This is a genomic window from Micromonospora sp. NPDC051227 (assembly GCF_044455385.1).
In the GTDB taxonomy this organism is placed as follows: domain Bacteria; phylum Actinomycetota; class Actinomycetes; order Mycobacteriales; family Micromonosporaceae; genus Micromonospora.
On the sequence record NZ_JBITET010000002.1, the window covers coordinates 146006 to 172057 of the forward strand.

The following is a 26052-nucleotide window of genomic DNA, read 5'->3' on the forward strand; positions in this document are numbered from 1 at the left end:
CCGGCGCCCGGCACGCGCCGAGTCAAGGAGCGTCATGAAACGTCAACTTCGGGCCCTGGCCGCCGCCGGGTTGCTGGTCGCCAGTTCGCTGGTGGCAGTGGCCCTCGGCGGCAGCGCCTCCGCGGACACCCTGATCTGCGAACAGTACGGCTCGACCACCATCCAGGGCCGCTACGTGGTGCAGAACAACCGCTGGGGCACCACCGCCCAGCAGTGCATCAACGTCACCAGCAACGGCTTCGAGATCACCACCCAGAACGGCAGCAGCCCCACCAACGGGGCGCCCACGGCGTACCCCTCGGTGTTCTTCGGTTGTCACTACACCAACTGCTCCCCCGGCACGAACCTGCCGATCCAGGTGAGCCAGATCAGCAGCGCCACCAGCAGCATCTCCTACCGCTACGTCAGCGGCGCCACCTACAACGCGTCGTACGACATCTGGCTCGACCCGTCGCCCAAGCGGGACGGGGTGAACCAGATGGAGATCATGATCTGGCTCAACCGGCAGGGCCCGATCCAGCCCATCGGCTCGGTCGTCGGCACCACGAACCTGGCCGGCCGCACCTGGGAGGTCTGGCGGGGCAGCAACGGCTCCAACAACGTCATCTCCTACGTCGCGTCGTCGGCGATCTCCAGCCTGAACTTCAGCGTGCTGGACTTCATCAACGACACCCGCAACCGGGGCGCGATCACCAACTCCTGGTACCTGACCAGCATTCAGGCCGGCTTCGAGCCCTGGCAGGGTGGCGTCGGCCTCGCGGTGACCTCGTTCTCGGCCAACGTCAACGGTGGCGGCCAGCCGCCGACCAACCCGACGACCCCGCCGCCGGGCGGTGGCGCGAGCTGCGCGGTGAAGTACACGGCGAACTCGTGGAACAACGGCTTCACGGCCGACGTGCAGATCACCAACACCGGCTCCAGCGCGATCAACGGTTGGACGCTGACCTACGGCCTGCCCGGCGGTCAGCAGGTGACCAACGCCTGGAACGCCACGGTGAGCCAGAGCGGGTCGACGGTGACCGCCCGCAACGTCGGCCACAACGGGTCGGTCGCACCCGGCGGCACGGCCAGCTTCGGCTACCAGGGGACGCTGAGCGGGTCGTACTCGTCGCCGACCAGCTTCTCGCTCAACGGGGCAACCTGCTCCCGCTCCTGAACTGACGGTGGGGGCGGGACCATCCGGTCGCGCCCCCACCGCTCACGAGGTCGGGGTCAGACGCGGGTGAGGCGTACGGCGTCGGCGACGACCAGGCCGGCGGCGTTGCTCCACCGGCTCACGCCGACCCGGTTGGCGTCGCCCGCCGGCAGCGTGAACGTGCCGAGGATTCGCCACTGCCCGCCGGTGACCCGTTGGTCGACCCGCACGGTCTGGTTGCCGGTGCTGGTGGCGACGATGTACGGGGCGGCGCTGTTGTAGCCCGAGTTCGCCGGCCACCAGGCGTCGACCCGGTAGTTGGCGGTGGCCGGGACGTTGAACCGGTACCACGCGACGTCGCTGGCGGCGACCGGGTCCGCGTACCGGTAGTCGGCGCCGTAGCGCTGACTGGAGTATGACGACACGCCCCAGTTGGCGCTGGCGGTGAACCGACCGCCGGTGGTGTTGTCCACGGTGGAGGACCAGGCTGTCCCGCCGCCGGCCATTCTCGCCGCCACGTCGGCGCGCATGACGTTCAGGTCGATGAAGGACGGGTCGATCTTGCCGGTGGTGCTGGTCTCCCGGTGGCCCCGGGCGTAGCTGCTGTCCCGGCCGAGCCGGGTGAGCACGGCGGCGGTGGCGGCGAGCGATGCGTTGTACTGCGCGGCGGTCATCTCCTGGTTGACGCCGTTGTAGTCGATCTCCCACCCGATCATGAGGGTGTTGCCGTCACCGGCCGGGATCGGCCCACTGCCGCCGCTGACCCCGGCGTGGTTGCACCGGCCGGCGGAGATGACGTGGAAGACACCGTTGTAGTCGACGAGCGCCTGGCACAGCGGGCCCGGCAGGTCGGACCGGCCGTTGATGCAGATGCCCAGCGCCGGGTGCGGGTTGCTGGCGCTGGAGGTCGAGGCGGTGTGGTGCCAGAGCACCCCGATCGGGTCGAACGAGCCGGGCCGCATCCGGTTGAGCCAGTCCCCCTCGACCACGACCTGGACGCCGGCGGCGCGCAGCACGTCCACCAGCCAGGGAATCGTCGCCATCAGGCGTCCTGAAGCAGGTCGGCGAGGCACTCGGCCTTCGGCGCGGCGCTCGCCGCAGTGGGGCGGGCGACGACGGTCAGCGCGGCGGCCACCAGGGCGGGGATGCCGAGCACCCCACGGCGGGGCAGACGGATGGACGGGGTTCGGGCCATGGCGATCCTCCAGCGACGGCAGGTACGAACGGATCGACGAACGTGATGACGGGGACGCTATACCGTCATGTACGTCGATGTCGATACCCTTCATCACCGGGCCGCAGGCTGAAAGAAACCGCCGATCAGACCTCGCCGAGCGCGTCGATGTCGCGCATCTCCTCCGCCGTGAGCGAGAAGTGGAAGACGTCGAAATTGGCGGTGATCCGCTCCGGGGTCACCGACTTCGGGATCACCACGATCTCGTGGTCGATGTGCCACCGCAGCACCACCTGCGCCGGGGAGACGCCGTGCGCGCCGGCGATCCTGGTCAGCACCGGGTCGCTGAGATCGCTGGTCTTGAACGGGCTGTACCCCTCCAGCACCACGCCCCGGTCCCGGTGCTCGGCGTGCCGCTGCCGGTCGTACAGCGACGGGCTCCACCGGATCTGGTTGACCGCCGGGTTCTCCTCGGTGGACTGGATCAGCTCATCGATCTCCGCGGTGCTGTAGTTGCTCACCCCGACCGCCCGGGCCAGGTTCTCGTCGCGGGCGGCAAGCAGCTCGCGCCAGAGCGGGATGCTGTCCCCCGGCGACGACGGCGGCCAGTGGATCAGCCACAGGTCGACGTGCTCGACGCCGAGCGCCTCCAGGCTCGCCTCCAGCGTCGCGCGCTCCCGGCCCACCCGATCCGGCGGGAGCTTGGTGGTGATGAAGAGGTCCTCCCGGCGCAGCCCGCTCTCCCGCACCGCCCGGCCGACCTCCCGCTCGTTGCCGTACACGGTGGCGGTGTCGAGGTGCCGGTAGCCGGTGTCGAGCGCGGCCAGCACGGCGTCGTAACCGGCCTGGCCGGTGGCCTGCCAGGTGCCGAAGCCGAGCAGGGGCATCCGCACGTCACCGGGGAGCAGGGCGGTGGGCTGGTCGGTGAGGTCCATGAGGTCCGTTCTACCCCGCCGCGCCCTTGGTCGCCGAGCGAACCGGACACTCCGGCGTCCAGCGCGCTGGTCCGGTTTGCCGGAGAATGCCTGTGTGACCGACCGGCTGGAGGAGTACCGGCGACGGCGGAACGCGGCCCGCACGCCCGAGCCGGTGCCGCTGGAGAGCCCTCCGTCGGCCGGCCCCGACGCCGCCCGCTTCGTCATCCAGCAGCACCACGCCCGCAGCCTGCACTGGGACCTGCGCCTGGAACGCGATGGCGTGCTCGCGTCCTGGGCGGTGCCACGCGGTCTCCCCCGCGATCCGGGTCGCAACCACCTCGCCGTACACACCGAGGACCACCCGATGGAGTACCTCGACTTCGCCGGCGAGATCCCCGCCGGCGAGTACGGCGGCGGCCGGATGCTGATCCACGACCGGGGCACCTACCGCTGCGAGAAGTGGCGCGACGACGAGGTGATCGTGACGCTCTCCGGTGAGCGGACCGCCGGCCGCTACGTCCTCTTCGCCACCGGCGGGCGGGACTGGATGGTCCGCCGCACCGACCCCGCGCCGCCGGGCTGGACAGCGATGCCGGATCTGGTCCGACCGATGCACGCCACGTCCGCCGCCGGGCTCCCCCGCGACCGCGCCGCCTGGGGGTACGAGCTGCGCTGGGATGGCGTCCGGGCGATGGCGTACGTCTCCGGCGGGCGGCTGCGGCTGCTCTCCGAGACCGACGAGGAGATCACCGCCGGGTATCCGTGGCTGCGCCCGATGTCCGAGGCGCTCGCGCCCACCGAGGCGGTGCTCGACGGTGTGCTGGTCCGCATCGACGGTGCCGGGCGGGTCCGCCCGGTCCGGCCGGCCACCGGCAGCCGGGTCCCCGCCGGCGCCCAGTACCTGATCGTCGACCTGCTCTGGTTGGAGGGCGTGAGCAGCGTCGACGTGCCGTACGCGCAACGCCGGGAGCTGCTCGATGGGCTGGTCTTGTCCGGTACGCACTGGCAGACTCCGCCGTGGTTCCCGGGCACGGGCGACGAGGCCCTGCGTGCCGGTCGGGAACAGGGCCTGCCGGGCGTGGTCGCCAAGCGACTGGACTCGGTCTACCAGCCGGGGCGGCGCAGCCGGCACTGGCTGAGCATCGACGCTGTGTGACGGCGAGGAGCGACGTGTACCTGACTCACCTGGACTGTCCGCGCTGCGGGCGGGAGCATTCCGCCGACCAGTTGCAGAACCTCTGCGGGTGCGGCTCGCCGGTGCTGGCCCGCTACGACCTGCCGGCGGTGGCGAAGGCGGTCACCCCGGAACGCTTCCCGCTGCGTCCGGCTGACCTGTGGCGCTACCGCGAGCTGCTGCCGGTCGGCGACCCACGGCACGTCACGACGCTCGGCGAGGGCTGGACGCCGCTGTTGCGCGCCCCGGCGTACGGCGCCGAGATCGGCATCGCGGACCTGATGGTCAAGGACGAGGGGCTGATCCCGACCGGTTCGTTCAAGGCCCGGGGCGCGGCGGTCGGGGTGAGCCGGGCCCGCGAGCTGGGCGTCGAGCGGATCGCGATGCCCACCAACGGCAACGCCGGGTCGGCCTGGGCCACGTACGCCGCGCGGGCCGGGATGGGCGCGACAATCGTCATGCCACTGGAGGCGCCGGGCATCTGCCGGCGCGAGTGCGTCGCCGCCGGTGCCGACCTGCGCCTGGTCGACGGGCTGATCGGCGACGCCGGTCGGCGGGTGGCCGAGCTGATCGCGGAGTCGAACGGGACGATCTTCGACGCTGGCACCCTGCGCGAGCCCTACCGGCTGGAGGGCAAGAAGACGATGGGGTACGAGATCGTCGAGCAGCTCGGCTGGCAGACGCCGGACGTGATCATCTATCCGACTGGCGGCGGGGTCGGTCTGATCGGCATCCACAAGGCCCTGCACGAGCTGCGCGAGCTGGGCTGGATCGGCGACAAGCTGCCCCGCCTGGTGGCGGTGCAGTCCACCGGCTGCGCGCCGATCGTGCGGGCCTTCGCCGCCGGCGAGAATCGGGCGCAGCCGTGGGCGGACGCGCACACCGTCGCGTTCGGCATCACCGTGCCGGCCCCGCTGGGCGACGAGCTGATCCTGGCAGCGCTGCGGGAGTCCTCCGGCACGGCGGTCGCCGTCGACGACGCGGACATCCTGGCCGATCTGCGGGACTTCGCCGCCCGGGAGGGGCTGCTGCTCTGCCCGGAGGGGGCGGCCTGTCTCACGGCGGCCCGGCAACTGCGGGCGGGCGGGTGGATCCGGGCCGGCGAACGGGTGGTGGTGCTCAACACCGGTGCCGGGCTGAAGTATCCGGACACTGTCGACGTCTCCGGCGTACCCCTGATGGGGTGACATGGCGGCACCCCGCGGACCGGGCGGTTCGCGGGGTGCCGTCGTGCCGGTCTACTGGTAGGTGATGTCGGAGGGCGAGTAGAGGCAGTTGACGCCGTCGGCGCCCTCGCCGATCTCGGTCGGTTCGCTGCCCTTCGGCACGCCCTTGTACTTCACGCAGATCGAGGTCTCCCGGTCCGGGTCGCCGACGATGGTGATCCGGCTGAACCGGGCGGTGTCGCCCCAGTTGGTGTTGATGCCGGCGATCGCGTCGGTGTTGCGGACGATCACGTTGTCGATCACCACGTGCCGCTGGTACGACGTGGAGCAGTTGCCGCAGGCCCGGTAGAGCTTCCCGGCGTTCTCCACCCGGAAGTTCTTGATGTAGACGGTGCCCGAGCCGTTGTGCTGGAAGACCTTGTCGCTGGCGGAGCGGGCGCCGCCGCCGTCGACGGTGTACGTGGTGCCGCCGCGGAAGGTCGCCGCGTCCTCGCCGACGTCCTCCCACCAGACGTTGATCAGGGTGCAGTTGCCCTCGCAGTGCACGCCGTCGCCGGCCGGAGCACCGATGATCACGTTGCGCAGGGTGGCGCCTGCGGCCAGCTCGAACATCGGGTCCTGGCTCTCGCTCTGCCCGCCGTCACCGATGCCGTAGTAGCGCTTGAGCCCACCGTCGAAGGAGCCGGAGACCGGGATCGTGGCGTCCACCTTCTGGCTGCCGGTGGGTGTCGGCCAGCCAGCCGGCGGAGGTGTGGTGGTCGGCGGCGGAGTGGTGGGGGGCGGAGTGGTCGTCGGTGGCGGTGTGGTCGGGGTGCCGCCGCCGGACGAGTCGACCAGCACGTCGTCGAAGCCGCCACTGGCGTACGCGGTGACCAGGCCGATCCGGCCCGCACCGGCCAGGCTGTTGCTGCCGGACGCGATCTGGGTGCCGTTGACGAAGCCGCGGATGGTGCTGCCGCTGGTCTCGATGCGCAGTGTGTACCAGGTGCCGGCGCCGACCCCGATCGAGGCGGAACCGATCGCCGTGACGGAGCTTCCGTTGACGGCCTGGAGTTCGGTCCGGCCGGAGCCGAGCAGGGCCAGCCGGTACATCTTGGTGCTGCTGGTGGAGCGGGCGGCGAGCCCGACCAGGGCGCTGGACGAGCCGAAGCTCGTCGGCCTGACCCGGGCCTGCACGGAGTAGTTGGTCCAGCTGGTCTGGCCGGCGAACTGGCGGGCCAGCTCGCTGCCGGCGTTGGACTGGTTGAGCACGCCAGAGCCGTCGACGGTCCAGGTGCCGCCGGACTTGGACCAGCCGGAGGTGTTGCCGTCGTTGAAGTCGTCGTTGAAGACGGTGGCCGCGAAGGCCGAGTTCATGCCGGCGGCGAGGGCCGCCGCGGTCACCCCGGCACCCACCGCCAGCAGGAGTGGTCGGCGGCCGGAGAGTCGTCTTTTCTGCACAGGTGTCCTCCTTGACGCATGTGGTGGTGATCCCTCGGCCGCCGTACCGAGACGTGTTCGCATCGGCGTGCTGCGCTGAACGGGATCGGTGTGCGCCTCCGCCGGACGCCCGGATCCGAAGCGGAGTGAAGCGGGATCGAAGCCCTGGGGAAAGGGCTTTCCCGATGCTTCGAGGCTAGGACGGTCCAACCATCAGCGTCAATGCCTGGCGCTTGCAGGTCTGTTGCAGGATTCCGGCCGCGACGTAACGCTGAGCGATCAGTAGCTCTCCGGCTCGGTGATCCGCCAGGCCGCGTTGATCAGCCCGATGTGCGAGAGCGCCTGCGGGGTGTTGCCGAGCTGCATCCCGGTGGTGAGGTCGATCTGCTCGCTGAACAACCCCACGTCGTTGGCGTACCCGACGACCCGCTCGAAGAGCGCCTCGGCGCGCTGCGGTTCGCCCGTCATCACCAGGCACTCCACCAGCCAGAACGAGCACAGCAGGAATCCGGCCGGGTCGGTCGTCCAGCGGCGCAGCAGGCCGTCCTCGGTGCCCAGCTCGCGCTCGACCATCGCGATGGTCGAGCGCATCCGCGGGTCGGTGGCCGGCAGGAAGTGCGTGACCGGCAGGGCGAGCACCGAGGCGTCCAGCTCCGCCGACCCGAACGCGCCGGTGAACGCCCCGATCCGGTCGTTCCACCCCTCGCGCAGCACTGTGTCGCGGATCTCGTCGCGTACCCGCGCCCAGCGACGGGGGTCGGCCCGATCACCGAGCCGGTCGGCGAGCCCCACCGCCCGGTCCATGGTCAACCAGCAGGACACCTTGGACGAGACGTAGTGGCGCTCCTCGTCGCGGGTCTCCCAGATGCCCCGGTCCGGCAGCCGCCACGTCGCGGCCACCTGCTCGGTCAACCCGAGCACCATCTCCCGCAGCTCGTCCTCGAACCGCGCGCCCAGGTAGTCGCGCAGCCGCCACACCGCCGACATCACCTCACCCGGCACGTCGAGCTGCCGTTGCCGCCAGGCGTCGTTGCCGACCCGCACGGGCCGACTGTCGCGGTAGCCGCGCAGGTGGTTGCAGTGGTGCTCGGAGAGGTCACGCTCTCCCTCGAGCCCGAAGAGCACCGGCACGGGCTCGTCGCCGAACCGGCCGATCGAGCGGGTCGCCCAGGTGAACAGCCGGGACGTCTCGTCGGGGCAGGCCGCCACCCAGAGCGCCCGCATGGTCAATGAGAAGTCCCGCAGCCAGGAGTAGCGGTAGTCGTAGTTCCGGTCGCCGCCGATCTGCTCCGGCAGAGATGAGGTCAGCGCGGCGGCGACAGCGCCGCTGCGGGCGTACGTGAGGCCGGTCAGGACCGTCGAGCTGTGTGTGACGAGTTCGGGGTAGCGGCCGGAGTACGTGTGCGTCTCCCGGAACGCCCGCCACGCCTGCGTCGTCTCGGCGAGGGTGGTCAGCGGGTCCACTCGGGCCGGCGGCTCGCCGTACGCCTCGCCGAACGCGAGGTCCATCCCGATCACCTGACCGGCCGAGACCTCGAACTCGTGGGTCACCCGGTCGGTGCCCGCCCGCAGGTGCAGACCCCCGGCGCGCAACACCAGCACCACCGGGCCGGCGCCGGCCAGCACCCCGCCGTCCGGCTGCTCGTGCAGGTACGGCGTGAGCAGGCCGTACTCCGGGCGGGGCGCGAAATCCAACGCCATCCGCACCCGCCCGGAGAGCCCCTCGACCACCCGGATCAGCACGGCGGGTGAGTTCTTGCCCAGCTCGTGGGCGCGTGCGCCGACCTCGGCGGCCAGCGCGTCGGTGACCGCCACGCTGCCGTGCGGGGTGTGGTGCACCGTCCGCAGCACCAACGTGTCCGGCAGGTACGCGCGCTCCACCCGGTGACCCGGGCCGCCGACCCCGATCGGCGCCAGCCGGAAGTGGCCAGCTCCCGGGTCGAGCAGCCGCGCGAACACCGACGAACCGTCGAACCGGTGCGGGCACCACCAGTCGATCGAGCCGTCCTTGCCGACCAGGGCGCCCGAACGAGAGTCCGAGAGGAACCCGTAGTCGGAGATCTGCGGCTGCTGCTCCACCCGCCGGGGGTACCCGCATCGGCCCGGATCAGGCCGGACGGCTCACTCGGTCGGTGGCTCGTCCTCGCCCGCCGCCTCGGCCGCGTCGGCCTCTTCCTTGGTCTTGTGCACGGCCTTGTCGGCGTGCTCCGGCGGCCCGTAGACCGTGTACAGCACCAGCGGGTTGGGACCGGTGTTGACGAAGTTGTGCTTGGTGCCCGCTGGCACCACGACCAGGTCGCCCGCGACGACCTTCCGCTTCGCGCCAGCGACCCGCGCCTCGCCGACGCCGCTCACGAAGGTGAGGATCTGGTCGATGTCCTCGTGCACCTCCTCGCCGATCTCCCCATCGGCGGGGATGGTCATGATGACCAGTTGGGTGTGCTCACCGGTCCACAGCACGCGCCGGAAATCCGGGCTCTTCTCGGCGACAGTCGCGATAGTGAAATGCTCCATGTCCACGCTCATACCCCGTCCGGCGGCGCGTCACGCCGGGACTGGCGGATGGTGGAATTCCCCACGGTTGGCGGGTTTGGATCCGCACGGACCGGGGATCGAGAAGCGGACCGGCACGAACGGCCGGTCGAGCCAGGTCCCCGCTGGCGTACCGCCGAACGGCTGCGGTGGTGGGAGACGGCCAGAGCGCGGCGACGTTCCGACCACTGTCGAAACGGCGCCGCGCGCTCTTGTGTGCCCAACGGACTAGCGGTGCAGCCAGCTGAGCAGGTCCGGCGGAGCCAGCGCCGCGACCCGTCGCTGGTAGCGGGCGAGACCGGCCTCGTCCAGCAGGTCACGTCCCTGACCCGAGCCTCCCCGGCGAAAGAACGCCTGCCGGTCACGCAGCACGCCGAGCGTGTCCGGTGCGAGCCGGTCGGCACGCTCCCGCATGCGACCGAAGGTGGCGGCCTCAACCAACTCCGGCCGCGGGCTCGGGAGTTTCCACCGGTCGGCCAGCCGGCGCATTTCACCGCCCAGATCGGCCAGCAGGTCGTCGTAGTGCACCAGCTCGACGTTCGGCTCGTGCCGGCGGGCCCACGCGTCGTTAAGGTGCATCAGCACCCCGGGCAGCGAATCCAGCTCGACGCGGGGGTCCACCTCCCGGTCGACCCAGCTCAGCAACCACTCCCGCACCGGAGGCCGCCCCCGGGGTGGCCCGGCCGGGGCGGGTTGGCCGGTCAACTCGGCGATGCGCGCCCGGTTCAGGTTGGCGCTCTGGTGGTAGAGGGAGACCGCCATGTCCAGCGGGTGCCGGGCCACCACCACGTAGTGCGCCCGAGGGTCGAGCGGCACCCCGTCCAGCGGGGTGTGCGTCTTGATGAACCGCCGGTGTGGCTGGGCGGCGAGCCGGTCGTGCACCGTGGCCTGCGGCTCGCCCAACCAGTCCAGCCACGGCGACAGCACGGTCAGCGGCGCCGGCAACTCCGGGGTGCCCAGCACCAGGAGCGCACAGATCATCTGCATCCAGGTGGTGCCGCTCTTCGACCGGGTGCTGATCACGATGTCGCCGTCGCGGAACGGGAAACCGGTCCACCGCGCGCTGTCCTCTTCGTCGGACTGGTAACGGTGAATCGGCGTGGGCATCGGTGGATGGTAGTCGCCGAACCGACAGTGCAGCAGCCGAATTCCGGCTTACATTCCTGGGGGATGTGCGTACGCCTGGCTAGATTGAACTATGGTGCCCGCCCACGGGGGCCGGGCGGCGGCGCCGGTCTACCGCCCCATCCTCGCCAGCCGACGAGGCGAGCTTGAGGCCCTGAGCCACCTCGATCCCGCGTACGCCGCACTGGTCGCCCCGATCCTGGAGATCGGCGCTATCGGTCGGTCCACGCTGGACACCATTCGACGGTTGCCATCCGGGCTGCTGCCCGCCATCGACGTCAGCGCACTGCCCGACATCCCCGAGGCGGAGCTGACGCGTTGGGGCGTACCGGTGGTGCCGGTGATCGGTCTCTGCGAGAGCGACCACCGGCTGGTCGCGCACGGCGCTGCGGCGCGGGCGTACGGCCGGCGCGCACTCATCCGGCTGCGGGCCGGCCAGGACCGGGCCGGGCCGGATGCGAGCACCACCGCTGTGGAACGGATCTGGCGGTTCACCGGCCTCGCCCCGGAGGAGTGCGACCTGCTGGTGGACGCGGGTGACGTCTGCTGCCCGGCGGACGTGCGGACCGCCGAGCCCCGGGTACGCCACCTGCTGGACTGGGCGCGCCGACACGCCTGGCGGTCGGTGACGGTGGCGGCGGGCGGTATGCCGCCGACGCTGTCCCGGTTGCCCACCGACGAGCCGGTCCAGCTGGACCGTTGGGACTGGCAACTGTGGCGACGACTGGCCGACGCCGGGGTCGACTACGGCGACTACGGCGTCCAGCCGGCCGGGCGGGGCACCGGTGACCCCGGCGACCGGTTGCCGACCGTGCGCTACACCGACGACGGCAGCTGGTGGGTCTACCGCTGGGCGCGACGCGGCGGCCGGGGCGACGACAGGTTCGCCGACCTGTGTCGCACGCTGGTGTCGGCACCGCACTGGCCTACCACCGGGGCGGCCTTCTCCTGGGGTGACCATGAGCTGCTGCGCCGGGCCCGCCGGGGCGCCGGGGCCGGCTCGACCGCCAACTGGGCGGCGTGGAGCACCTCGCACCACCTGGCCCACGTGCTCGCCACGCTGTTGCATCGAGCCGGCGACGGCGCGCCGCGGTGGCACCCCGGGCAGGGGCCACCACCGCAGCGGGGACGATCGCTGCGGTGAAGCCGGCTCTACTGCTTCTCGGTGAAGCCGAACTGGATGACGCCCTCGTCGTCGACCGTGGCGTCCACCGACGCGTCGCCGAGCAGCTCGGCGGCGTCCTCGTCCAGGAAGATCCGGGCGCCCTGGTTGTCGACCACCCGATCGCCCTGTACCGGTTCGGGCACCAGCTCGACGGTGAGCGAGCCCGCCTCGGTGTCGGCGGCGATACGCACACCGCCGTCCTGGGCGACGTCCTGTTGGTTGGCGAGGTCACGGATGACGAGCACGGCGTTGTCGGTCATGGTGAGCATTGATGGAACTCCTCGTGGATTCTCGGCTCGCGGTCGGATACCGCGCGGACCGGACAGTCGGCCCGCGTACGAGCACACGTGGGAGGCGGCAGAGGGGCGAACGGTCATCGCCGTCGCATCGAATCGGGGCAGCTGATGGCCCCGTCACTCCCACCGTGCCCGCTGGCGGACCATCCGTCAAATAGAGCCAGGTCAGTGGAGAGCGGGGGCCGGCGTCAGCCAGGCGCGAATCTCGTTGACCGCCGCGCGGCCGGCCCGGTTGGCACCGATCGTGCTGGCCGAGGGGCCATACCCGACCAGGTGAACCCGCGCGTCGGCGACCACCCGGGTGCCGTCCATCGTGATACCGCCGCCGGGCGCGCGCAGCCCCAGCGGGGCGAGATGGTCGATGGCCGCCCGGAAGCCGGTGCACCACAGGATCATGTCCGCCGGCACGAACCTCCCGTCCGTCCAGGCCACCCCGTCGGGCGTGATCCGGTCGAACATGGGTAGCCGGTCGAGGACGCCGTGCTCGCGCAGTCGGCGTACCTCCGGGGTGACCGGAAGACCGGTCACGCCCACCACACTGCCCGGCGGTCGGCCGGCCCGGACCGCCTGGTCCACCCGGGCCACAGCGGCCCGACCCAGTTCGGGGCCGAACTCCTCGTCGTTGAACGTCGGCGGCCGGCGGGTCACCCAGGTGGTGGTCGCCGCGACGGTGGAGACCTCGCCGAGCAGTTGCACGGCCGAGGTGCCGCCGCCGACCACCACCACGCGGAGGCCGATGAACTCGGCCGGCCCTCGGTAGTCGGCGGTGTGCAACTGGCGTCCCCGGAACGTCGACCGGCCCGGGTAGTGCGGCCAGAACGGTCGGGTCCAGGTACCGGTGGCGTTGATCAAGGCGCGGGCGGTCCAGGTGCCCTGGTCGGTGTGCACATCCAGCCGGCCGTCGGGGCGGGAGCGCACGGCCCGGACCCGCACCGGTCGCCGCACCGGCAGGTCGAAGGCCCTCTCGTACGCGGCGAAGTAGGCGCGGACCTGCTCGGAAGCCGGGCGCTGCGGCTCGGTGGGCGGGAGCGGGAGCCCGGGCAGGTCGTGGAAGCCGTGCACCCGGTCGAAGACCAGCGTCGGCCAGCGATGCTGCCAGGCGCCGCCGGGCCCGTTGTCGGCGTCGAGGATGACGAAGCCGCTGCCGGGCGCGAAGCCGGTGCGGTGCAGGTGATAGCCGGCGCTCAGGCCGGCCTGACCGGCGCCGATCACCACGACGTCCGCGGAGTGGGTGTCCACGTGGGCTACAACGCCCCGGATGTCACCGCTGTGCCCGCCTCGACCGTCGCGCCGATCACAGCCTGCCATCCCGGCTTCGACCACCGAAATAACCCAGACGGCAATATCTTTCGCCTGAGGGCCTTCTCCGGCGAATATCTCCGTGGCAGCATCAGCAGATGCATCGCCGTCACTTTCCCCGGGCCCTCGCACTGCTCGCGCTGGTCGCCACCGCGGCCACGGCTGCCGCGCCCGGTGCCACGGCCGAGTCGCCCACCCCCGCGACGACCCACCTGCGTGCGACCATCGACACGATCCTCGCCGACGCCCGGTTGGCCGGCGCGCAGGCGTCGGTGGTCGTGGTCGACACCAGCACGGGACAGACGCTCTACGACCGCAACGGTGACCGCCGGCTGGTTCCGGCGTCCAACACCAAGCTACTGACCTCGACGGCCGCCCTTGAGCTGCTCGGTCCGGGCCACCGCTTCAGCACCGACGTACGGGCCAGCGGCAAGCGCCGTGCGGGCCTGCTCTCCGGCAACCTCTACCTGCGCGGCGGGGGCGACCCGACAATGCTCGCCACCGACTACGACGCGCTCGCCGCGCAGGTCGCCGCCGACGGCGTGCGGGTGGTCACCGGAAACCTGGTCGCCGACGACACCCGTTACGACCGCACCCGACTGGGCCCCGACTGGACCTGGGACGACGAGCCCTACTACTACGCCGCCCAGGTCTCCGCGCTGACCGTCGCCCCGGACACCGACTACGACGCGGGCACCGTGATCGTGCACGCCGCACCGGCCGACCGGGCCGGCGCCCCGCCGGTGGTCACCACCACCCCCGCCACCGGGTACGTCCGCGTCGACAACCGCGCCCACACGGTCAGCGACGGCGAGACCTCGATCTCGATCGAGCGCGAGCACGGTGGCAACACCGTCGTGGTGACCGGTCAGATCGCCGTCGGCGGCGAGCCCGCCAGCGACTGGGTCACCGTCTGGGAGCCCACCGGCTACGCGGCCGACGTGTTCCGGGCGGCGCTGCACCGGCACGGCGTGCGGGTGCTCGGCCGGACCGTGCTCGGCCAGCCCACCCCGGAGACGGCCCAGCCGGTGGCGCGCCACGACTCGATGAGCCTGGGTGAGCTGATGACGCCGTTCTTGAAGCTGTCCAACAACGGACACGCCGAGGTGTTGACCAAGGAGATCGGGCGGGTGCTCTCCGGCTCGGGCACCTGGACGGCCGGTCTCACAGCGATCAGCGAGTATGTCGCCGACACCGGAATGGACACCGGGAGACTCCGCCAGCGTGACGGCTCAGGATTGTCCCGGCGCAACCTGATCCCGGCGACGGAATTCGTCGACCTGCTGAGCGCCGTCCGCGCCGAACCGTGGTTCGCGACCTGGTACGCGGCGCTGCCGATCGCCGGTCAGCCCGAGCGATTCGTCGGCGGCACCCTGCGCAGCCGGATGGCCGGAACGCCGGCCGCGGGCAACGTGCACGCCAAGACCGGCAGCCTGACCGGTGTCTCCGGGCTCTCCGGCTACGTCACCAGCGCCGATGGTCGCCTGCTGGCGTTCTCCATCCTGCTGAACAACTACCTCACGGCGTCGGTGAAGTCGCTCGAGGACCAGATCGCCGTGGCGTTGGCCGGCTTCCGCGAGGGTGGTGCGTCGACGGCACGGGTGGCCCCGCCGGCGGTGCCGGAGACGCCGCGCACCCCGGAGGGCGTCGAGTGCTCCTGGGTCAAACCGATCACCTGCTGAGCGACGGCCGGGAGGCGCGAACGCGCCTCCCGGCCCGGCGAGCGCTCAGGCCGGACGGTCCGGTGGGGGGACCACCGCCGTCGGGTCACCTCGCTCGATGAGCGCGGCGATCTCAGCGGCCCGCAGCCCGCGCAGCGCCAGCACCCGGGTGCCCCAGCGGTGCAGGCGGCACGGGTGCGGGCTGGCATCGTTACGGCAGACCACACCCCCGGACCATCGTCGGGGGGCGTGCACCACCACCGCCCGTACGGCGAACTGGGTGTCCTCGCCCGTCACGTACGGCGGCAGGGGGATGTCGCGAAGAACCTCCCCAGACGCTTCACCGGTGCCGGACGAAGCGGCACGACGGACGCGGTGGGCGGTGCTGCTACTCATCTCCGCTGCCTCCACACTGGATGGTCGGATGGGGACAGCAGAAAGTTACGACGCATTCGACAGTCCGCGACGGACAAACTGTCCCGCCGTCCGAACGCGCAGCGATCAGTCAGTCAGTCAACGCACCGTCACGGCCTGGAGGCCGACGTTGCCGCAGTGCGGCGTGAAGACCTTCTCGACGGTCCAGCTCAGCAGCAGCCGGGCACCCTTCGGCACAGTGAAGCGGATGGTGAACTGGGCGCTCTGACTGGTGTACGGGTCTTCCAGTCGGGCGGTGCTGGCGGGCCCGCCGGTGGACAGCCGCGCTTCCAGTCGCCCCCGCGCCATCCAGATGCCGCCGTAGAGCTGGACCGTGCGCGGCTCACCACTGCCGGCGACGGCAAGGCTGAACCCGTTCCCGGCACCGCAGGCGTAGACGCCGTTGGAACTGCCGTTCGTCGACCGCTCCGGCGTGCCGTCGGTCCAGCGCACGTACTCCTGGTTGCCGTCCCAACCGACCCGCCGGCCTGGGCCACCCCCGTCGATGATCTCGCCGGAGCCGGAGCGCTTGCGGTTCATCGACCTGGCGCCGCGCTCCCCCCAGTGCACCCAGTCCCGGGCGCCAACGGCGGTCAGGTCGACGATGGCGGGCATCTCGCCCCGGCTCACCGTCAGCGCCGGCGAATGGGGCTTCACCGGTGGTGGGGCAGGCGTGCTGGCCGACGGCGTCGGGTCGGGCGAGGGTGGGCGCTGACGCGGACGCAGGCCGGGCGTCGCCGGCCCCGCCTCGCCGGTGCGCCCGTCGGCGGCCGGGAAACCGGGGGAACGTACGGCACCGGCGGGCACGCCGCCCGGACCCGCCTGGTCGTCGTCGGGCGCCGGACCAGACCGGGTGGCGAGGTACGAGATCAACGCCACCAGGCAGACGAGCACGGCGGCTCCCTCCACCGCCCAGCGCCGCCGCTGTCGGGCGCGGCGCAACAGGCTGCGGGTCAACCCGGCGGTAATGGCACGCGGACGGTGCTTCGGCGGCGCGTCGCCAGCCCTCGAACCAGCCCGCGTGCGGTCTTCGTCCGCCACCGACCCCTCCAACTCCGCCGCCCGGCCGTCTTGCACCGCCGAGGACCACACCATCCACTGTGGGCAGTTTCACGTTTACCCGAGCGTGGACGACACGCTAGATCCGGACTGCCGGACGTGTCCAGCCCACAATGGGACGCTGTCGGACAACCCGGCCCGCCCGGACGGGCACTTCGGCAGACCAGGAGCGCCTTTCGGCTCAGCCGATCCGGAAGCCGAGCAGTTGCGCGACGACCACGGCCTGCTCGACGTCGATCACGGCACCGGCCCGTTCGACGACCGTCGGGTCCAGCGCGGTGAGATCGCTGCCCCGCAGGTCGGCACCGCCGAGCCGGACGTTGGTCAACTGCGCCCCGGAAAGATCGACAGCGGTGACCGTAGCACCGGTGAGGTTGGCCCTGGTGAGGTCCACCTCGCGCATGCGCACCCCGGTCAGTCGGACGCCACGCAGGTCGGCACCGGGCAACGCGACGAAGGACCAGTCACCGCCGTCCACCGTCAACGGGCGCAGATCGCACTCGCTGAAGGTGCTGCCGACCAGCTTGCAGCCGGTGAACTCTGCCTCGAAGAAGTTGCACCGCCGAAAGACGCAACGGGTGAAGGCGGAGTCGACATGTCGGGAGGCGTTGAACGCCACGTTGCCGAACGTGCACCCGGTGAAGACCGCGCCCCTGCTCACCGCCTCGGTCAGATCCACCCCGAAGAACTCGCAACCCACGAAGTGCCGGTCGGTCAGCTCCTCGCCGTACCAGTCCTCGTTGCGGAAGGTCACGTCCTCGGTCAACTCCGGCATCCGGCCAGGCTAGTGGGCGCCGCCGACAGCCGACGGCCGGCAGGCCGGCGCCGGCCCCCTTCCGGTGGCGGTGTACGGGCGAGTACGTTCGGCGGCGTGAGTGTGGCTCGGAGCAGGGACCCGGATCAGATCGGTTTCGACAGGGCGCGGCTGGCGCGGATCGACGAGCACTTCGGCCGGTACGTCGACGACGGCCGGCTGGCCGGCTGGCAGGTGGTGGTCACCCGTCGCGGCGAGGTGGCGCACTCCTCGACGTACGGGCTGCGCGACAGGGAGTCGGGCGCCCCGGTCGAGGCCGACACCCTGTGGCGGATCTACTCGATGACCAAGCCGGTCACCTCGGTCGCGGCGATGATGCTGTGGGAGGAGGGCCGGTTCGAGCTGACCGACGAGATCAGCCGCTGGCTGCCCGAGTTCGCCGACCTGCGGGTCTACTCGAAGGGGTCGGCGCTCAAGCCGTACACCGTGCCGGCGGTCGAGCCGATCCGGGTCTGGCACCTGCTCACCCACACGGCCGGCCTGACGTACGGCTTCATGCAGACCTCGGTGGTCGACGGCCTCTACCGGGCCGCCGGCTACGACCTGTACCCGCCGGCGGACGTCGACCTGGCCGGCGCCTGCGCGGCCTTCGGCGAGCTGCCGCTGCTGTTCCAGCCCGGCTCGGCGTGGGGCTACTCCGTCGCCACCGACGTGCTGGGCCGACTCGTCGAGGTGATCTCCGGGCAGAGCCTCGACGCGTTCTTCGCCGACCGGATCTTCGGCCCCCTCGGCATGACCGACACCCGCTGGTGGGTAGAGGGCGACGAGGCCGAGCGGCTGGCAGCGCTCTACGTACCGGAACCGCGCAGCGGCCGGGCCGTCCGCTACGACAGCCTGGGGTCGCTCGCGTTCAGCAAGCCGGCCCTGCTCTCCGGCGGTGGCGGCCTGATCTCCAGCGCCGCCGACTACCACCGATTCACCCAGTTGCTGCTGCGCGGCGGCGAGCTGGACGGCGTCCGGCTACTCGGGCCACGCACTGTGCGGTTCATGACCCGCAACCACCTGCCCGGCGGTCAGGACCTGGGCACCCTGTCCACCGGCGGCTTCGCCGAGACCACCCTGGACGGGATCGGCTTCGGCCTCGGCTTCGCGGTGGTCGACGACCCGATCCCCAGCCGGGTGCCGAGCAGCGTCGGCGAGTACTACTGGGGCGGGGTGGCCAGCACCGCGTTCTGGGTCGACCCGGCCGAGGAGATCACCGCGCTGCTGTTCACGCAGCTGATGCCGTCGAGCACCTACCCGCTCCGCTCCCAGCTGCGCCAGCTCGTCTACGCCGCCCTGATCGACTGACGGGATCGTCGTTCCACCAACCGGGAGCTGGACCAGTCCCTAGCCTGAGCTGGTGAGCACCATCGTCGTGTTTGGCGCGGGCGGCACCGCCGGTTCGCGGGTCGTTGCCGAGGCGGTCGACCGGGGGCACCGGGTGATCGCCGCCGTCCGTCGCCCGGAGGCCACCTCGTATCTGCCGGCCGGGGTGCGGACGGTCACCGGCGACGCGACCAGCGAGCGGAGTGTTCGGGAACTGGCGCCGGACGCCGACGCGCTGGTCGTGGCAATCGGCGGCGGCGAGCGCGAGCTGTGGCGGAACGCGGCGGAGAACCTGGTGACCACGCTGCGCGGGATGCCTGCCGCACCGCGGATCATCCACCTGGGCGGCGGGTCCACCCTGCTCACCCCGGGCGGCACCCGCATTCTCGACGAACCGGACTTCCCTGCGGAGTACCGGGAATCGGCGCTGGGCCAGGCGGACGCGCTGGACTACTACCGCGCCGCGGCCGACGGGGTGAACTGGACATATGTCTCGCCGCCCCCGCTGGAGTTCCACCCCGGCGCTCGCACCGGGCACTACCGCACCGGCACCGACCAGCCGGTCACCGATGCTCAGGGCCGCTCGGTGCTCACCTATGAGGACCTGGCGGTGGCGATCATCGACGAGATCGAGCAGCCGCGACACCCGAACGCCCGCTTCACCGCCGCGTACTGACCCGGCTGCGGGGCCAGCCGCGGTCAGTCGGCGAGGCGGGCCGGGAAGCCACCGGTGGCGATCGGACCCCAGGCGTCGATGGTGACCCGGATCAGCGACTTGCCCTGACGCACCATGGCCGCCCGGTAGTCGTCCCAGTCCGGATGCTCACCCGAGATGCTGCGGAAGTATTCGACCAGCGGCTCCAGTGCCTCGGGCAGGTCGAGCACCTCGGCGGTGCCGTCGATCTGCACCCAGGGGCCGTTCCAGTCGTCGCTGAGCACGCAGGCCGAGACCCGGGGGTCGCGGCGAAGATTGCTCACCTTGGCCCGCTCCGGGTAGGTGGAGACGACCAGCCGCCCCTGTCCGTCGACCCCGGCGGAGACCGGGGAGGACTGCGGTCGCCCGTCGGCGCGGGTGGTCATCAGCACGACGCGGTGTCGCGGCCGGAGGAAGTCGAGCAGGCCGTCCCGGTCGACCCGGGTGTTCCTTGCGATGCTGCGTGCCATTCCCCGTTCCTACCAGGGTGCGGGCGCAGCGGCGCCGGCGGGTCAGCGGGGTCGAGCCGCGGCGCGGTGCACCGCCTGGGTGGGCACCCGGGGACGGCCGGACGGACGCCAGGCCCGACCGTTGGCGTAGATCACCCGAAAGCCGAGGTACGACGCGAGCGGAGCCCAGTGGGCGGAGCCCATCCGCAGCTCGGCGGCATTGTGTCGCTGGCCGTTGGCGAGCACGTCGAGGAGCACGGTTTCGAACGCCGCCGATTCGACCCAGTCGACTTCCCGGGTGAAACCGCAGATCAGAGCGGCTCCGGTGACCTCCAGGAACTCGCGCAGCACCGCGTCCGAGGCGCGCAGCACCGAGCAGCTGCCGAAATAGAGTCGCCGCCCCTCCGCGCGGCCGGCCATCAGCTCGGCCACCTCGTTCAACTCCACCGACTGCCAGTCGGTCAGGCAGAGCCGGCTCGGCTCACCGTGCATGGCGAAGAAGCCGACCCGGTGGTCGGCGTACTGCTTGAGCAGCCAACGGTCCAGGAAGTAGAACAACTCGTCGCGGGTGGCCGCGTCCTTGTGGATGAAGCGGATCTTGCCCAGCCGCTCCAGCAGCTCCAGCGTGGGCAGGACCGAGCCCCGCTCGTTGAGGTCACGGTGCCACTGACCCTCGACACAGAAGACGCCACCGCGTGCCACGCGCACCTCCGCCAGTCTGCCGCCCCGGAGCTGACGTTACCGGCCGCCACCGCCCCGGGAACATCACCCTCCGTGGGGCAGATTGCGACGTTCGGTGCACTTGGCCGCAGGAGGGGTGATCGGTGGGAAATGGCTGTTTCGCAAATCAGCCGAATTCCCAGTCAATACCCAGGGACAGCGGATTGTGAGCACGATTCTCGTTAACCACCTCCAACGGCACTGATCAGTGCGAGGGTGGAAATCACGGGACTTCTCGGTCGATGTCCTGGAGCCACCCCATTCGCTCTCCTATCGGGAGGACTTCTGTGCGCGTAAACACCTTGAAGCGGGTCGCCGTCGCATTCGCCCTGGCACTGCCTGGGGCCGCGATCGCCACAGTGATCGCCGCACCAGCGGCGCACGCGGACGGCTGTTACACCTGGAACCGCACCCTGACCCAGGGGCGCTCCGGCGACGACGTCCGCCAGTTGCAGATCCGGGTCGCCGGGTGGGCCGGCTACCGGGACATCGTGGAGAACGACGGCCGCTACGGGCCGAAGACCGCCGCCGCGGTCAAGCGGTTCCAGCAGGCGTACGGGCTGCGCGCCGACGGCATCGCCGGCCCACAGACCTTCGCCAAGCTGTACCAACTCCAGGACAACGACTGCACGCCCGCACACTTCAACTACGGCGAGCTGGACAACGGTTGTGGCGGGAGCGGGTGGAGCGGCGGCCCGCTGTCGGCGAACCAGACCAAGCAGAACGCGTTGCGCACCATGTGGAAGCTGGAGGCGCTGCGCAAGGGCCTCGGTGACAAGCCGCTCTACGTGTCGAGTGGGTTCCGCAGTCGCGCCTGCAACAACCAGGTCGGCGGCGCGTCCGACAGCCAACACCTGTACGGCAACGCGGCTGACGTGACCTCACGGACGTCCTCGCTGTGCCAGGTCGCCCGCGGCGCCCGTAACAACGGCTTCAGTGGGATCTACGGGCCGGGCTACCCCGACCACGACGACCACGTGCACGTCGACTCGCGTCGGGAGAACAACAGCGACGACAGCTCGAACACGACCAGCTGGTCCGCCCCGGACTGCGGGGTCGGCAACTGAGCCCACCCGCTCGAAGCGACGTCGGCCCGACGCGGAGGGGGAATCTTCGCGCCGGGCCGACGTCGTGTCGCCCCGGGTCGGATGGGCGGAGGGGTGGCGCGCTCAGCTCGCCCGGGGCCAGCGCGGCGCGGTGACGGGGGGAGTCACCGGCCGGCCAGCAGCGGTGGGCCGTACCCCCTGGGGGACGACTCGCGCGGCCTGTTGCCGCGACGGCCCGGTCGCCGTGAACGGGAACGGCACGTGCACAAACGGATTGCCATGCCGGATCAACGCCTCGATCTGCCGCTCGTTGAGCCCGTGTGTCTCCAACACCCGACGCCCCCAACGGTGCAGACGGCACGGGTAGGAGGCGCCGTCGTTGCGGCACAGCGGCCCGGTGGGCCACTCCTCGGCGGTGTGCACGACCACCGCCCGGACCGCGAGCCGGACATCCTCCGGGGTCAGTGGTGCCGGCATTGGCACCTCACCCAGTACCTGATCGATGGGATCCGTCGACTGCTCACCAACTCGCACGGCAGGCCTCCCGCAGTTCGGCAGCGGTACGGCGGACCTACCGCACCGACATCCTCGGCCATGGGTACGGCGGACACCGGACGAAAGTTCAATTCCGGTACGCGGTAAGCAGATCCTCCGCCGACAAGCCGGCCGACCGACCGTCAGACGAGGCCGGCGTCGTGCACGAGCAGCGCCACCTGGACCCGGTTGTTCAGCTCCAGTCGGGTCAGCAGCCGGGAGACGTACGCCTTCACCGTCGCCACGCTCATGAACAACTCCCCCGCGATCTCCGCGTTGGTGTGGCCCCGCCCCAGCGCGACCGCCACCTGCCGCTCCCGCTCGCTGAGCTCGGTGAGCAACCGCAGCGCCCGTTCGCGGCGCGGGTCCGGGCCGACCGGGCCGGGGGCGGCGGCGGTCACGTGGGCGATCAACGTCCGGGTCACCGTCGGCGAGAGCGTCGCCTCACCCGCCGCGACCCGGCGTACGGCGCGCACGATCTCCGCCGGCGGGGTGTCCTTGAGCAGGAAACCGGCCGCCCCGGCGCGGAGCGCCCGCAGCACCTGTTCGTCGGCGTCGAAGGTGGTCAGCACCAGCACCTCCGGCGGGTGCGGCTGGGCACGCAGCACCTCGGTGGCGGTCAGCCCGTCGACGCGGGGCATCCGGATGTCCATCAGCACCACGTCCGGGGCGTACGCGGCGACGGCCGCCGGCACCTCGCCACCGTCGGCCGCCTCGCCGACCACTGCCAGGTCCGGCAGACCGCCGAGAATCATCGAGAGCCCGGCCCGGACCAACGCGTCGTCGTCCACGATCAGCACGCGCACCGGCGGCGCGGCCGCGTCGGCCGGCCCGGTCGCGTCCGGCGGTCCGGCTGCGCCGGCAGGGCTGGTCACGCCGGCCACGGCAGCCAGGCGGCCAGCCGGAAGTCACCGCTGTCGTCCCGACCGTAGGCGAGCCGCCCGCCGGCCAGGGTGACCCGCTCGCTGATGCCGACCAGGCCGGTGCCGGCACCCGGCAAGGTGCCGCCCGCCGGTGCGCCGACCGGCCACCGGTTGCCGATCGCCACACTCAGCCCGGTGCCCGGCCCGCCGGCCACATCCACGGTGACGGCCGCGCCGGCCGCGTGCTTGCGGGCGTTGGTCAGCCCCTCCTGCACGATCCGGTACGCGGCCCGGCCCAGCGCCGCCGGCACCTCGCCGGCGCTGACGACGCTGTCGCTGACGTTCACCCGAACCCCGGCCGACCGCGACTCGGCGATCAGCGCCGGCACGTCGGCGAGGGTGGGCTGCGGCGGCTCCGGCGCGTCGCCACCACCGTCGTCCTCGGCCCGCAGCACCCCGATCACCTCGCGCAGGTCCTGGAGGGCGGCGTGCGCGCTGCCCCGGATCACCCCGGCGGCCCGGGCCACCTCGTCGGCCGGCGCGTCCGGGCGGAACTCCAGCGCACCCGCGTGCAGGCTGAGCAGCGAGATCCGGTGGGCCAGCACGTCGTGCATCTCCCGGGCGATCCGGGTGCGTTCGAGGTGGCGGGCCTGGGCGACCCGCAGCTGCTGCTCCGCCTCGGCCCGCTCGGCCCGCTCCCGCAACGACACGATCAACTGCCGGCGGGCCCGGACGAACATCCCCCAGGCCAGCACGGCGAAGCTGAGCACCACGCCCCAGGAAGTGGTCTCCCAGTACGACATGTGCGGATCCGGGCGCACCCAACTGAAGACCAGGTTGGTGACGAGACCCGCACCGGTGACCGCGATCGCGATGGCGGTCCGTCGGTGCACCACCACGGTGAAGTAGAAGATCAGCAGCGGGATGGCGGCGGCCATCGAGAACAGGGTCAGGGGTGTCGTGGCGATGATCAGCCCGAGCGGCCACCGTCGGCGCAGCCAGAGCAGCCCGCAGCAGACCAGCCCGAGCAGCGCGTCCACGCCGGTCATCCAGTCGTGTGGCAGCGGGACCGCCATCGCCGGATCCGGTGACAGGGCGTCCGCGGTGGCGAACAACACCCAGAGCAGGGAGATCAGGAACGCGACGCTGTCCACGATCCAGTCGCGGGTGGTGCGGCGCGGACGCGTGCGCCCACGGTCAGCCGACACCACCAGCTCCCCTGGCAGCAGCCAGGGGTGCTCCGGGACGGCGAGGCTGGTCACGACGCCCATGCTAGGCAGCATCGGGCCCCGGTAACCAGCTACCAAAGTCGAGATCCGATGATCGACCAAGGTCGACGCGGCACCGACCGCTGGCCGCAGCGGATGGCCGGGCGGCGCGGGCAGGCTCGACCACATGATCACCGTGGAGAACCTCACCAAGCGATACGGGCCACACCCGGCGGTGGACGACGTGTCGTTCCAGTGCGAGCCGGGCACCGTCACCGGCTTCCTCGGCCCCAACGGCGCCGGCAAGTCGACGACCATGCGCATGATCTGCGGGCTCACCCGACCGACCGCCGGCCGCGCCACCGTCTCCGGGCACCTGTACCAGGAGCTGCCCAGTCCAGGGCGGGAGGTCGGGGTGCTGCTGGACGCCTCCGCCCAGCACGCCGGGCGCACGGGCCGCGAGGCGTTGACGCTGTCCGCGTACACCATGGGGTTGGACCGGCGCGAGGTCGCCGCGAAGCTCGACCTGGTCGGGTTGAACGCGGTGGCGGCGAAGCGTCGGGTACGGGCGTACTCGTTGGGCATGCGCCAACGGCTCGGGCTGGCGCAGGCGCTGCTCGGCGACCCCCGGGTGTTGATCCTCGACGAGCCGGCCAACGGCCTGGACCCGGAGGGGATCTTCTGGATGCGCGGCCTGCTGCGCGACTTCGCCGACCGGGGCGGCACCGTGCTGCTCTCCTCCCACCTGCTGCGCGAGGTGGAGGCGGTCGCGGACCGGCTGGTGGTTATCGGGGGCGGCCGGATCGTGGCCCAGGGCGACAAGAACGAACTGCTGGCCGGCGGCGGCACCGTGGTCCGGGCCCGCGACGGCGCGGCGCTGCGCCGGGCGCTGGAGGTGGCCGGGCTGAGCGCCGCCGACAGCTCCGAAGGACTGCTCGTGCAGGCCGACGCCGAGGCGGTCGGCCAGGCCGCCGCGGATGCCGGCGTCGCGTTGGCCGAGCTGCGCCCCGCCAGCGGCGGTGGCCTCGAACAGCTCTTCCTCACCCTGACCGCCGGCGAATCGACCAAGGAGGCCGTCCGATGACCACCACCACCGCGCCCGCCGCCGGCGCCGTCGCGCCCCGGCACCACACTCCGGTACGCCGACCGTCGCTGCTGCGGCTCACCGGCGTTGAGCTGCGCAAACTCGTCGACACCCGGGCCGGTCGCTGGCTGCTGATCACCATCGGCCTGGCCACCGCCGCGATCGTCACCCTGCAACTGATCTACGCCGGCGACGCCGACCAGACCTTCCTCAACTTCTTCGTCCCCTCGCTGCTGCCGGTGTCGGTGCTGCTGCCGGTGCTGGGCATCCTGTCCATCACCAGTGAGTGGTCGCAGCGCACCGCCCTCACCACGTACGCCCTGGTGCCCCGCCGGGAGCGGGTGGTCGCCGCGAAGCTGTTCGCCGTGATGCTCACCGCGCTCGCCTCGGTGCTGGCGAGCCTCGCGGTCGCCGCCGTCGGCACGCTTGTGGCCTCCGCCACCGGCGGGGCGGGCACCTGGCAGTTCGACTGGTCGCTGGTCCTGAACGCGGCGGTCCTCCAGGTCACCAGCGTGTTGATGGGTGCCGCCTTCGGTCTGCTGCTGCTCAACCCGCCGCTGGCGATCGTCGGCTACCTGCTGCTGCCCACCCTGTGGGGGGTGCTCGGCGAGATGGTCAAGCCGCTGCGCGGTCCGTCCGAATGGCTGGACACCAGCAAGACCATGGAACCGTTGTTCAGCAGCGACGCCGTCACCGGCGGGCAGTGGGGGCGGATAGCGGTCTCCCTGCTGGTCTGGATGGTCCTCCCGCTGGCCGCCGGGCTGTTCCGGACGCTGCGCCGCGAGGTGTCCTGACC

At 71.6% G+C, this 26052-nt stretch carries 27 protein-coding genes; 10 read left to right on the plus strand and 17 right to left on the minus strand.

The features are described 5' to 3' along the window. Nucleotides 1-34 precede the first annotated feature (34 nt). Nucleotides 35-1156 carry a cellulose binding domain-containing protein gene (locus ACIA47_RS04850; protein WP_396705558.1) on the plus strand — a complete coding sequence of 374 codons (1122 nt, stop codon included), beginning with the start codon at nucleotides 35-37 and terminating at the stop codon, nucleotides 1154-1156. Between the two features lie 56 nt (nucleotides 1157-1212). Here ACIA47_RS04850 and ACIA47_RS04855 read toward each other — a convergent pair whose 3' ends face one another. The 3 genes from ACIA47_RS04855 to ACIA47_RS04865 all read right to left on the minus strand — a co-directional run bounded on the left by ACIA47_RS04855 (nucleotide 1213) and on the right by ACIA47_RS04865 (nucleotide 3244). Next, nucleotides 1213-2178, minus strand: coding sequence for an N-acetylmuramoyl-L-alanine amidase (locus tag ACIA47_RS04855; RefSeq protein WP_203120965.1), 966 nt, complete (start codon nucleotides 2176-2178; stop codon nucleotides 1213-1215). Then, nucleotides 2178-2330, minus strand: coding sequence for a hypothetical protein (locus ACIA47_RS04860; RefSeq protein WP_396705561.1), 153 nt, complete (start codon nucleotides 2328-2330; stop codon nucleotides 2178-2180). Before ACIA47_RS04860 ends, ACIA47_RS04855 begins: the two co-directional genes overlap by 1 nt. A gap of 125 nt (nucleotides 2331-2455) precedes the next feature. After that, nucleotides 2456-3244 (minus strand): aldo/keto reductase, encoded by a 789-nt coding sequence (locus tag ACIA47_RS04865; RefSeq protein ID WP_203120964.1) that lies wholly within the window; start codon nucleotides 3242-3244, stop codon nucleotides 2456-2458. A 94-nt stretch (nucleotides 3245-3338) separates the two neighbouring features. Between ACIA47_RS04865 and ACIA47_RS04870 the strand changes: the two genes are divergently transcribed. Both ACIA47_RS04870 and ACIA47_RS04875 read left to right on the plus strand, forming a co-directional pair. Then, nucleotides 3339-4382, plus strand: coding sequence for a DNA polymerase ligase N-terminal domain-containing protein (locus ACIA47_RS04870; RefSeq protein WP_396705563.1), 1044 nt, complete (start codon nucleotides 3339-3341; stop codon nucleotides 4380-4382). Between the two features lie 14 nt (nucleotides 4383-4396). Beyond that, on the plus strand, nucleotides 4397-5587 hold the full coding sequence (locus ACIA47_RS04875; protein WP_396705565.1) for a threonine synthase: 1191 nt from the start codon (nucleotides 4397-4399) through the stop codon (nucleotides 5585-5587). Nucleotides 5588-5638: 51 nt separating this feature from the next. Here ACIA47_RS04875 and ACIA47_RS04880 read toward each other — a convergent pair whose 3' ends face one another. The 4 genes from ACIA47_RS04880 to ACIA47_RS04895 form a co-directional block, all read right to left on the minus strand. Further along, the gene (locus ACIA47_RS04880) at nucleotides 5639-7006 is read right to left on the minus strand and encodes a pectate lyase (RefSeq protein WP_396705567.1); all 1368 of its coding nucleotides are present in this window, start codon (nucleotides 7004-7006) and stop codon (nucleotides 5639-5641) included. A gap of 258 nt (nucleotides 7007-7264) precedes the next feature. After that, complete coding sequence (locus tag ACIA47_RS04885) at nucleotides 7265-9064, minus strand: glycoside hydrolase family 15 protein (protein WP_396705569.1); 1800 nt, start codon at nucleotides 9062-9064, stop codon at nucleotides 7265-7267. A gap of 42 nt (nucleotides 9065-9106) precedes the next feature. Further along, nucleotides 9107-9499 carry a cupin domain-containing protein gene (locus ACIA47_RS04890; protein ID WP_091397116.1) on the minus strand — a complete coding sequence of 131 codons (393 nt, stop codon included), beginning with the start codon at nucleotides 9497-9499 and terminating at the stop codon, nucleotides 9107-9109. A 246-nt stretch (nucleotides 9500-9745) separates the two neighbouring features. Further along, the gene (locus tag ACIA47_RS04895; RefSeq protein WP_396705571.1) at nucleotides 9746-10624 is read right to left on the minus strand and encodes a sulfotransferase domain-containing protein; all 879 of its coding nucleotides are present in this window, start codon (nucleotides 10622-10624) and stop codon (nucleotides 9746-9748) included. A gap of 91 nt (nucleotides 10625-10715) precedes the next feature. On the opposite strand from ACIA47_RS04895, the gene ACIA47_RS04900 reads away from it, so the two are divergent. Then, nucleotides 10716-11786 (plus strand): hypothetical protein, encoded by a 1071-nt coding sequence (locus ACIA47_RS04900; RefSeq protein ID WP_396705573.1) that lies wholly within the window; start codon nucleotides 10716-10718, stop codon nucleotides 11784-11786. A gap of 8 nt (nucleotides 11787-11794) precedes the next feature. Here the strand turns inward: ACIA47_RS04900 and ACIA47_RS04905 are convergent, their stop codons facing one another. Together ACIA47_RS04905 and ACIA47_RS04910 are read right to left on the minus strand one after the other, a co-directional pair. Beyond that, complete coding sequence (locus ACIA47_RS04905; RefSeq protein WP_030331312.1) at nucleotides 11795-12076, minus strand: adhesin; 282 nt, start codon at nucleotides 12074-12076, stop codon at nucleotides 11795-11797. Between the two features lie 192 nt (nucleotides 12077-12268). Further along, on the minus strand, nucleotides 12269-13342 hold the full coding sequence (locus ACIA47_RS04910) for an NAD(P)-binding domain-containing protein (RefSeq protein ID WP_396705576.1): 1074 nt from the start codon (nucleotides 13340-13342) through the stop codon (nucleotides 12269-12271). A gap of 158 nt (nucleotides 13343-13500) precedes the next feature. Between ACIA47_RS04910 and dacB the strand changes: the two genes are divergently transcribed. After that, complete coding sequence (dacB, locus tag ACIA47_RS04915) at nucleotides 13501-15084, plus strand: D-alanyl-D-alanine carboxypeptidase/D-alanyl-D-alanine-endopeptidase (RefSeq protein WP_396705578.1); 1584 nt, start codon at nucleotides 13501-13503, stop codon at nucleotides 15082-15084. Nucleotides 15085-15129: 45 nt separating this feature from the next. On the opposite strand, the gene ACIA47_RS04920 is transcribed toward dacB, so the two are convergent. From ACIA47_RS04920 to ACIA47_RS04930, 3 genes are all read right to left on the minus strand, one after another. Beyond that, the gene (locus ACIA47_RS04920; RefSeq protein WP_030331319.1) at nucleotides 15130-15459 is read right to left on the minus strand and encodes a hypothetical protein; all 330 of its coding nucleotides are present in this window, start codon (nucleotides 15457-15459) and stop codon (nucleotides 15130-15132) included. A 117-nt stretch (nucleotides 15460-15576) separates the two neighbouring features. Beyond that, complete coding sequence (locus ACIA47_RS04925; protein ID WP_396705580.1) at nucleotides 15577-16518, minus strand: hypothetical protein; 942 nt, start codon at nucleotides 16516-16518, stop codon at nucleotides 15577-15579. 199 nt (nucleotides 16519-16717) lie between these two features. Then, the gene (locus ACIA47_RS04930; protein WP_396705582.1) at nucleotides 16718-17311 is read right to left on the minus strand and encodes a pentapeptide repeat-containing protein; all 594 of its coding nucleotides are present in this window, start codon (nucleotides 17309-17311) and stop codon (nucleotides 16718-16720) included. A gap of 96 nt (nucleotides 17312-17407) precedes the next feature. Here ACIA47_RS04930 and ACIA47_RS04935 point away from each other — a divergent pair, with 96 nt between their 5' ends. Further along, nucleotides 17408-18640 carry a serine hydrolase domain-containing protein gene (locus tag ACIA47_RS04935; RefSeq protein WP_203120958.1) on the plus strand — a complete coding sequence of 411 codons (1233 nt, stop codon included), beginning with the start codon at nucleotides 17408-17410 and terminating at the stop codon, nucleotides 18638-18640. Nucleotides 18641-18692: 52 nt separating this feature from the next. Beyond that, nucleotides 18693-19334 carry an NAD(P)H-binding protein gene (locus ACIA47_RS04940; protein ID WP_203120957.1) on the plus strand — a complete coding sequence of 214 codons (642 nt, stop codon included), beginning with the start codon at nucleotides 18693-18695 and terminating at the stop codon, nucleotides 19332-19334. 23 nt (nucleotides 19335-19357) lie between these two features. Here the strand turns inward: ACIA47_RS04940 and ACIA47_RS04945 are convergent, their stop codons facing one another. Both ACIA47_RS04945 and ACIA47_RS04950 read right to left on the minus strand, forming a co-directional pair. After that, nucleotides 19358-19822, minus strand: coding sequence for a PPOX class F420-dependent oxidoreductase (locus tag ACIA47_RS04945; RefSeq protein WP_112582263.1), 465 nt, complete (start codon nucleotides 19820-19822; stop codon nucleotides 19358-19360). 42 nt (nucleotides 19823-19864) lie between these two features. Further along, nucleotides 19865-20503 carry a DUF6642 family protein gene (locus tag ACIA47_RS04950; protein WP_091393643.1) on the minus strand — a complete coding sequence of 213 codons (639 nt, stop codon included), beginning with the start codon at nucleotides 20501-20503 and terminating at the stop codon, nucleotides 19865-19867. Between the two features lie 305 nt (nucleotides 20504-20808). Between ACIA47_RS04950 and ACIA47_RS04955 the strand changes: the two genes are divergently transcribed. Continuing rightward, entirely contained in the window at nucleotides 20809-21588 is a 780-nt protein-coding gene (locus tag ACIA47_RS04955; RefSeq protein WP_396705585.1) for a D-Ala-D-Ala carboxypeptidase family metallohydrolase, read from the plus strand. A 102-nt stretch (nucleotides 21589-21690) separates the two neighbouring features. Here the strand turns inward: ACIA47_RS04955 and ACIA47_RS04960 are convergent, their stop codons facing one another. The 3 genes from ACIA47_RS04960 to ACIA47_RS04970 form a co-directional block, all read right to left on the minus strand. Further along, nucleotides 21691-22044, minus strand: coding sequence for a hypothetical protein (locus tag ACIA47_RS04960; RefSeq protein ID WP_225855057.1), 354 nt, complete (start codon nucleotides 22042-22044; stop codon nucleotides 21691-21693). Nucleotides 22045-22244: 200 nt separating this feature from the next. After that, nucleotides 22245-22994, minus strand: a complete 750-nt coding sequence (locus ACIA47_RS04965; RefSeq protein WP_396706369.1) for a response regulator — start codon at nucleotides 22992-22994, stop codon at nucleotides 22245-22247. Next, nucleotides 22973-24226, minus strand: a complete 1254-nt coding sequence (locus tag ACIA47_RS04970) for a sensor histidine kinase (RefSeq protein ID WP_396705587.1) — start codon at nucleotides 24224-24226, stop codon at nucleotides 22973-22975. Before ACIA47_RS04970 ends, ACIA47_RS04965 begins: the two co-directional genes overlap by 22 nt. A 133-nt stretch (nucleotides 24227-24359) precedes the next feature. On the opposite strand from ACIA47_RS04970, the gene ACIA47_RS04975 reads away from it, so the two are divergent. Both ACIA47_RS04975 and ACIA47_RS04980 read left to right on the plus strand, forming a co-directional pair. Continuing rightward, nucleotides 24360-25256: an ATP-binding cassette domain-containing protein gene (locus ACIA47_RS04975; protein ID WP_203120951.1), complete on the plus strand. Its 897-nt coding sequence runs from the start codon at nucleotides 24360-24362 to the stop codon at nucleotides 25254-25256. Then, on the plus strand, nucleotides 25253-26050 hold the full coding sequence (locus ACIA47_RS04980) for an ABC transporter permease (protein ID WP_396705589.1): 798 nt from the start codon (nucleotides 25253-25255) through the stop codon (nucleotides 26048-26050). The genes ACIA47_RS04975 and ACIA47_RS04980 overlap by 4 nt, the downstream gene beginning before the upstream one ends. Nucleotides 26051-26052 lie beyond the last annotated feature (2 nt).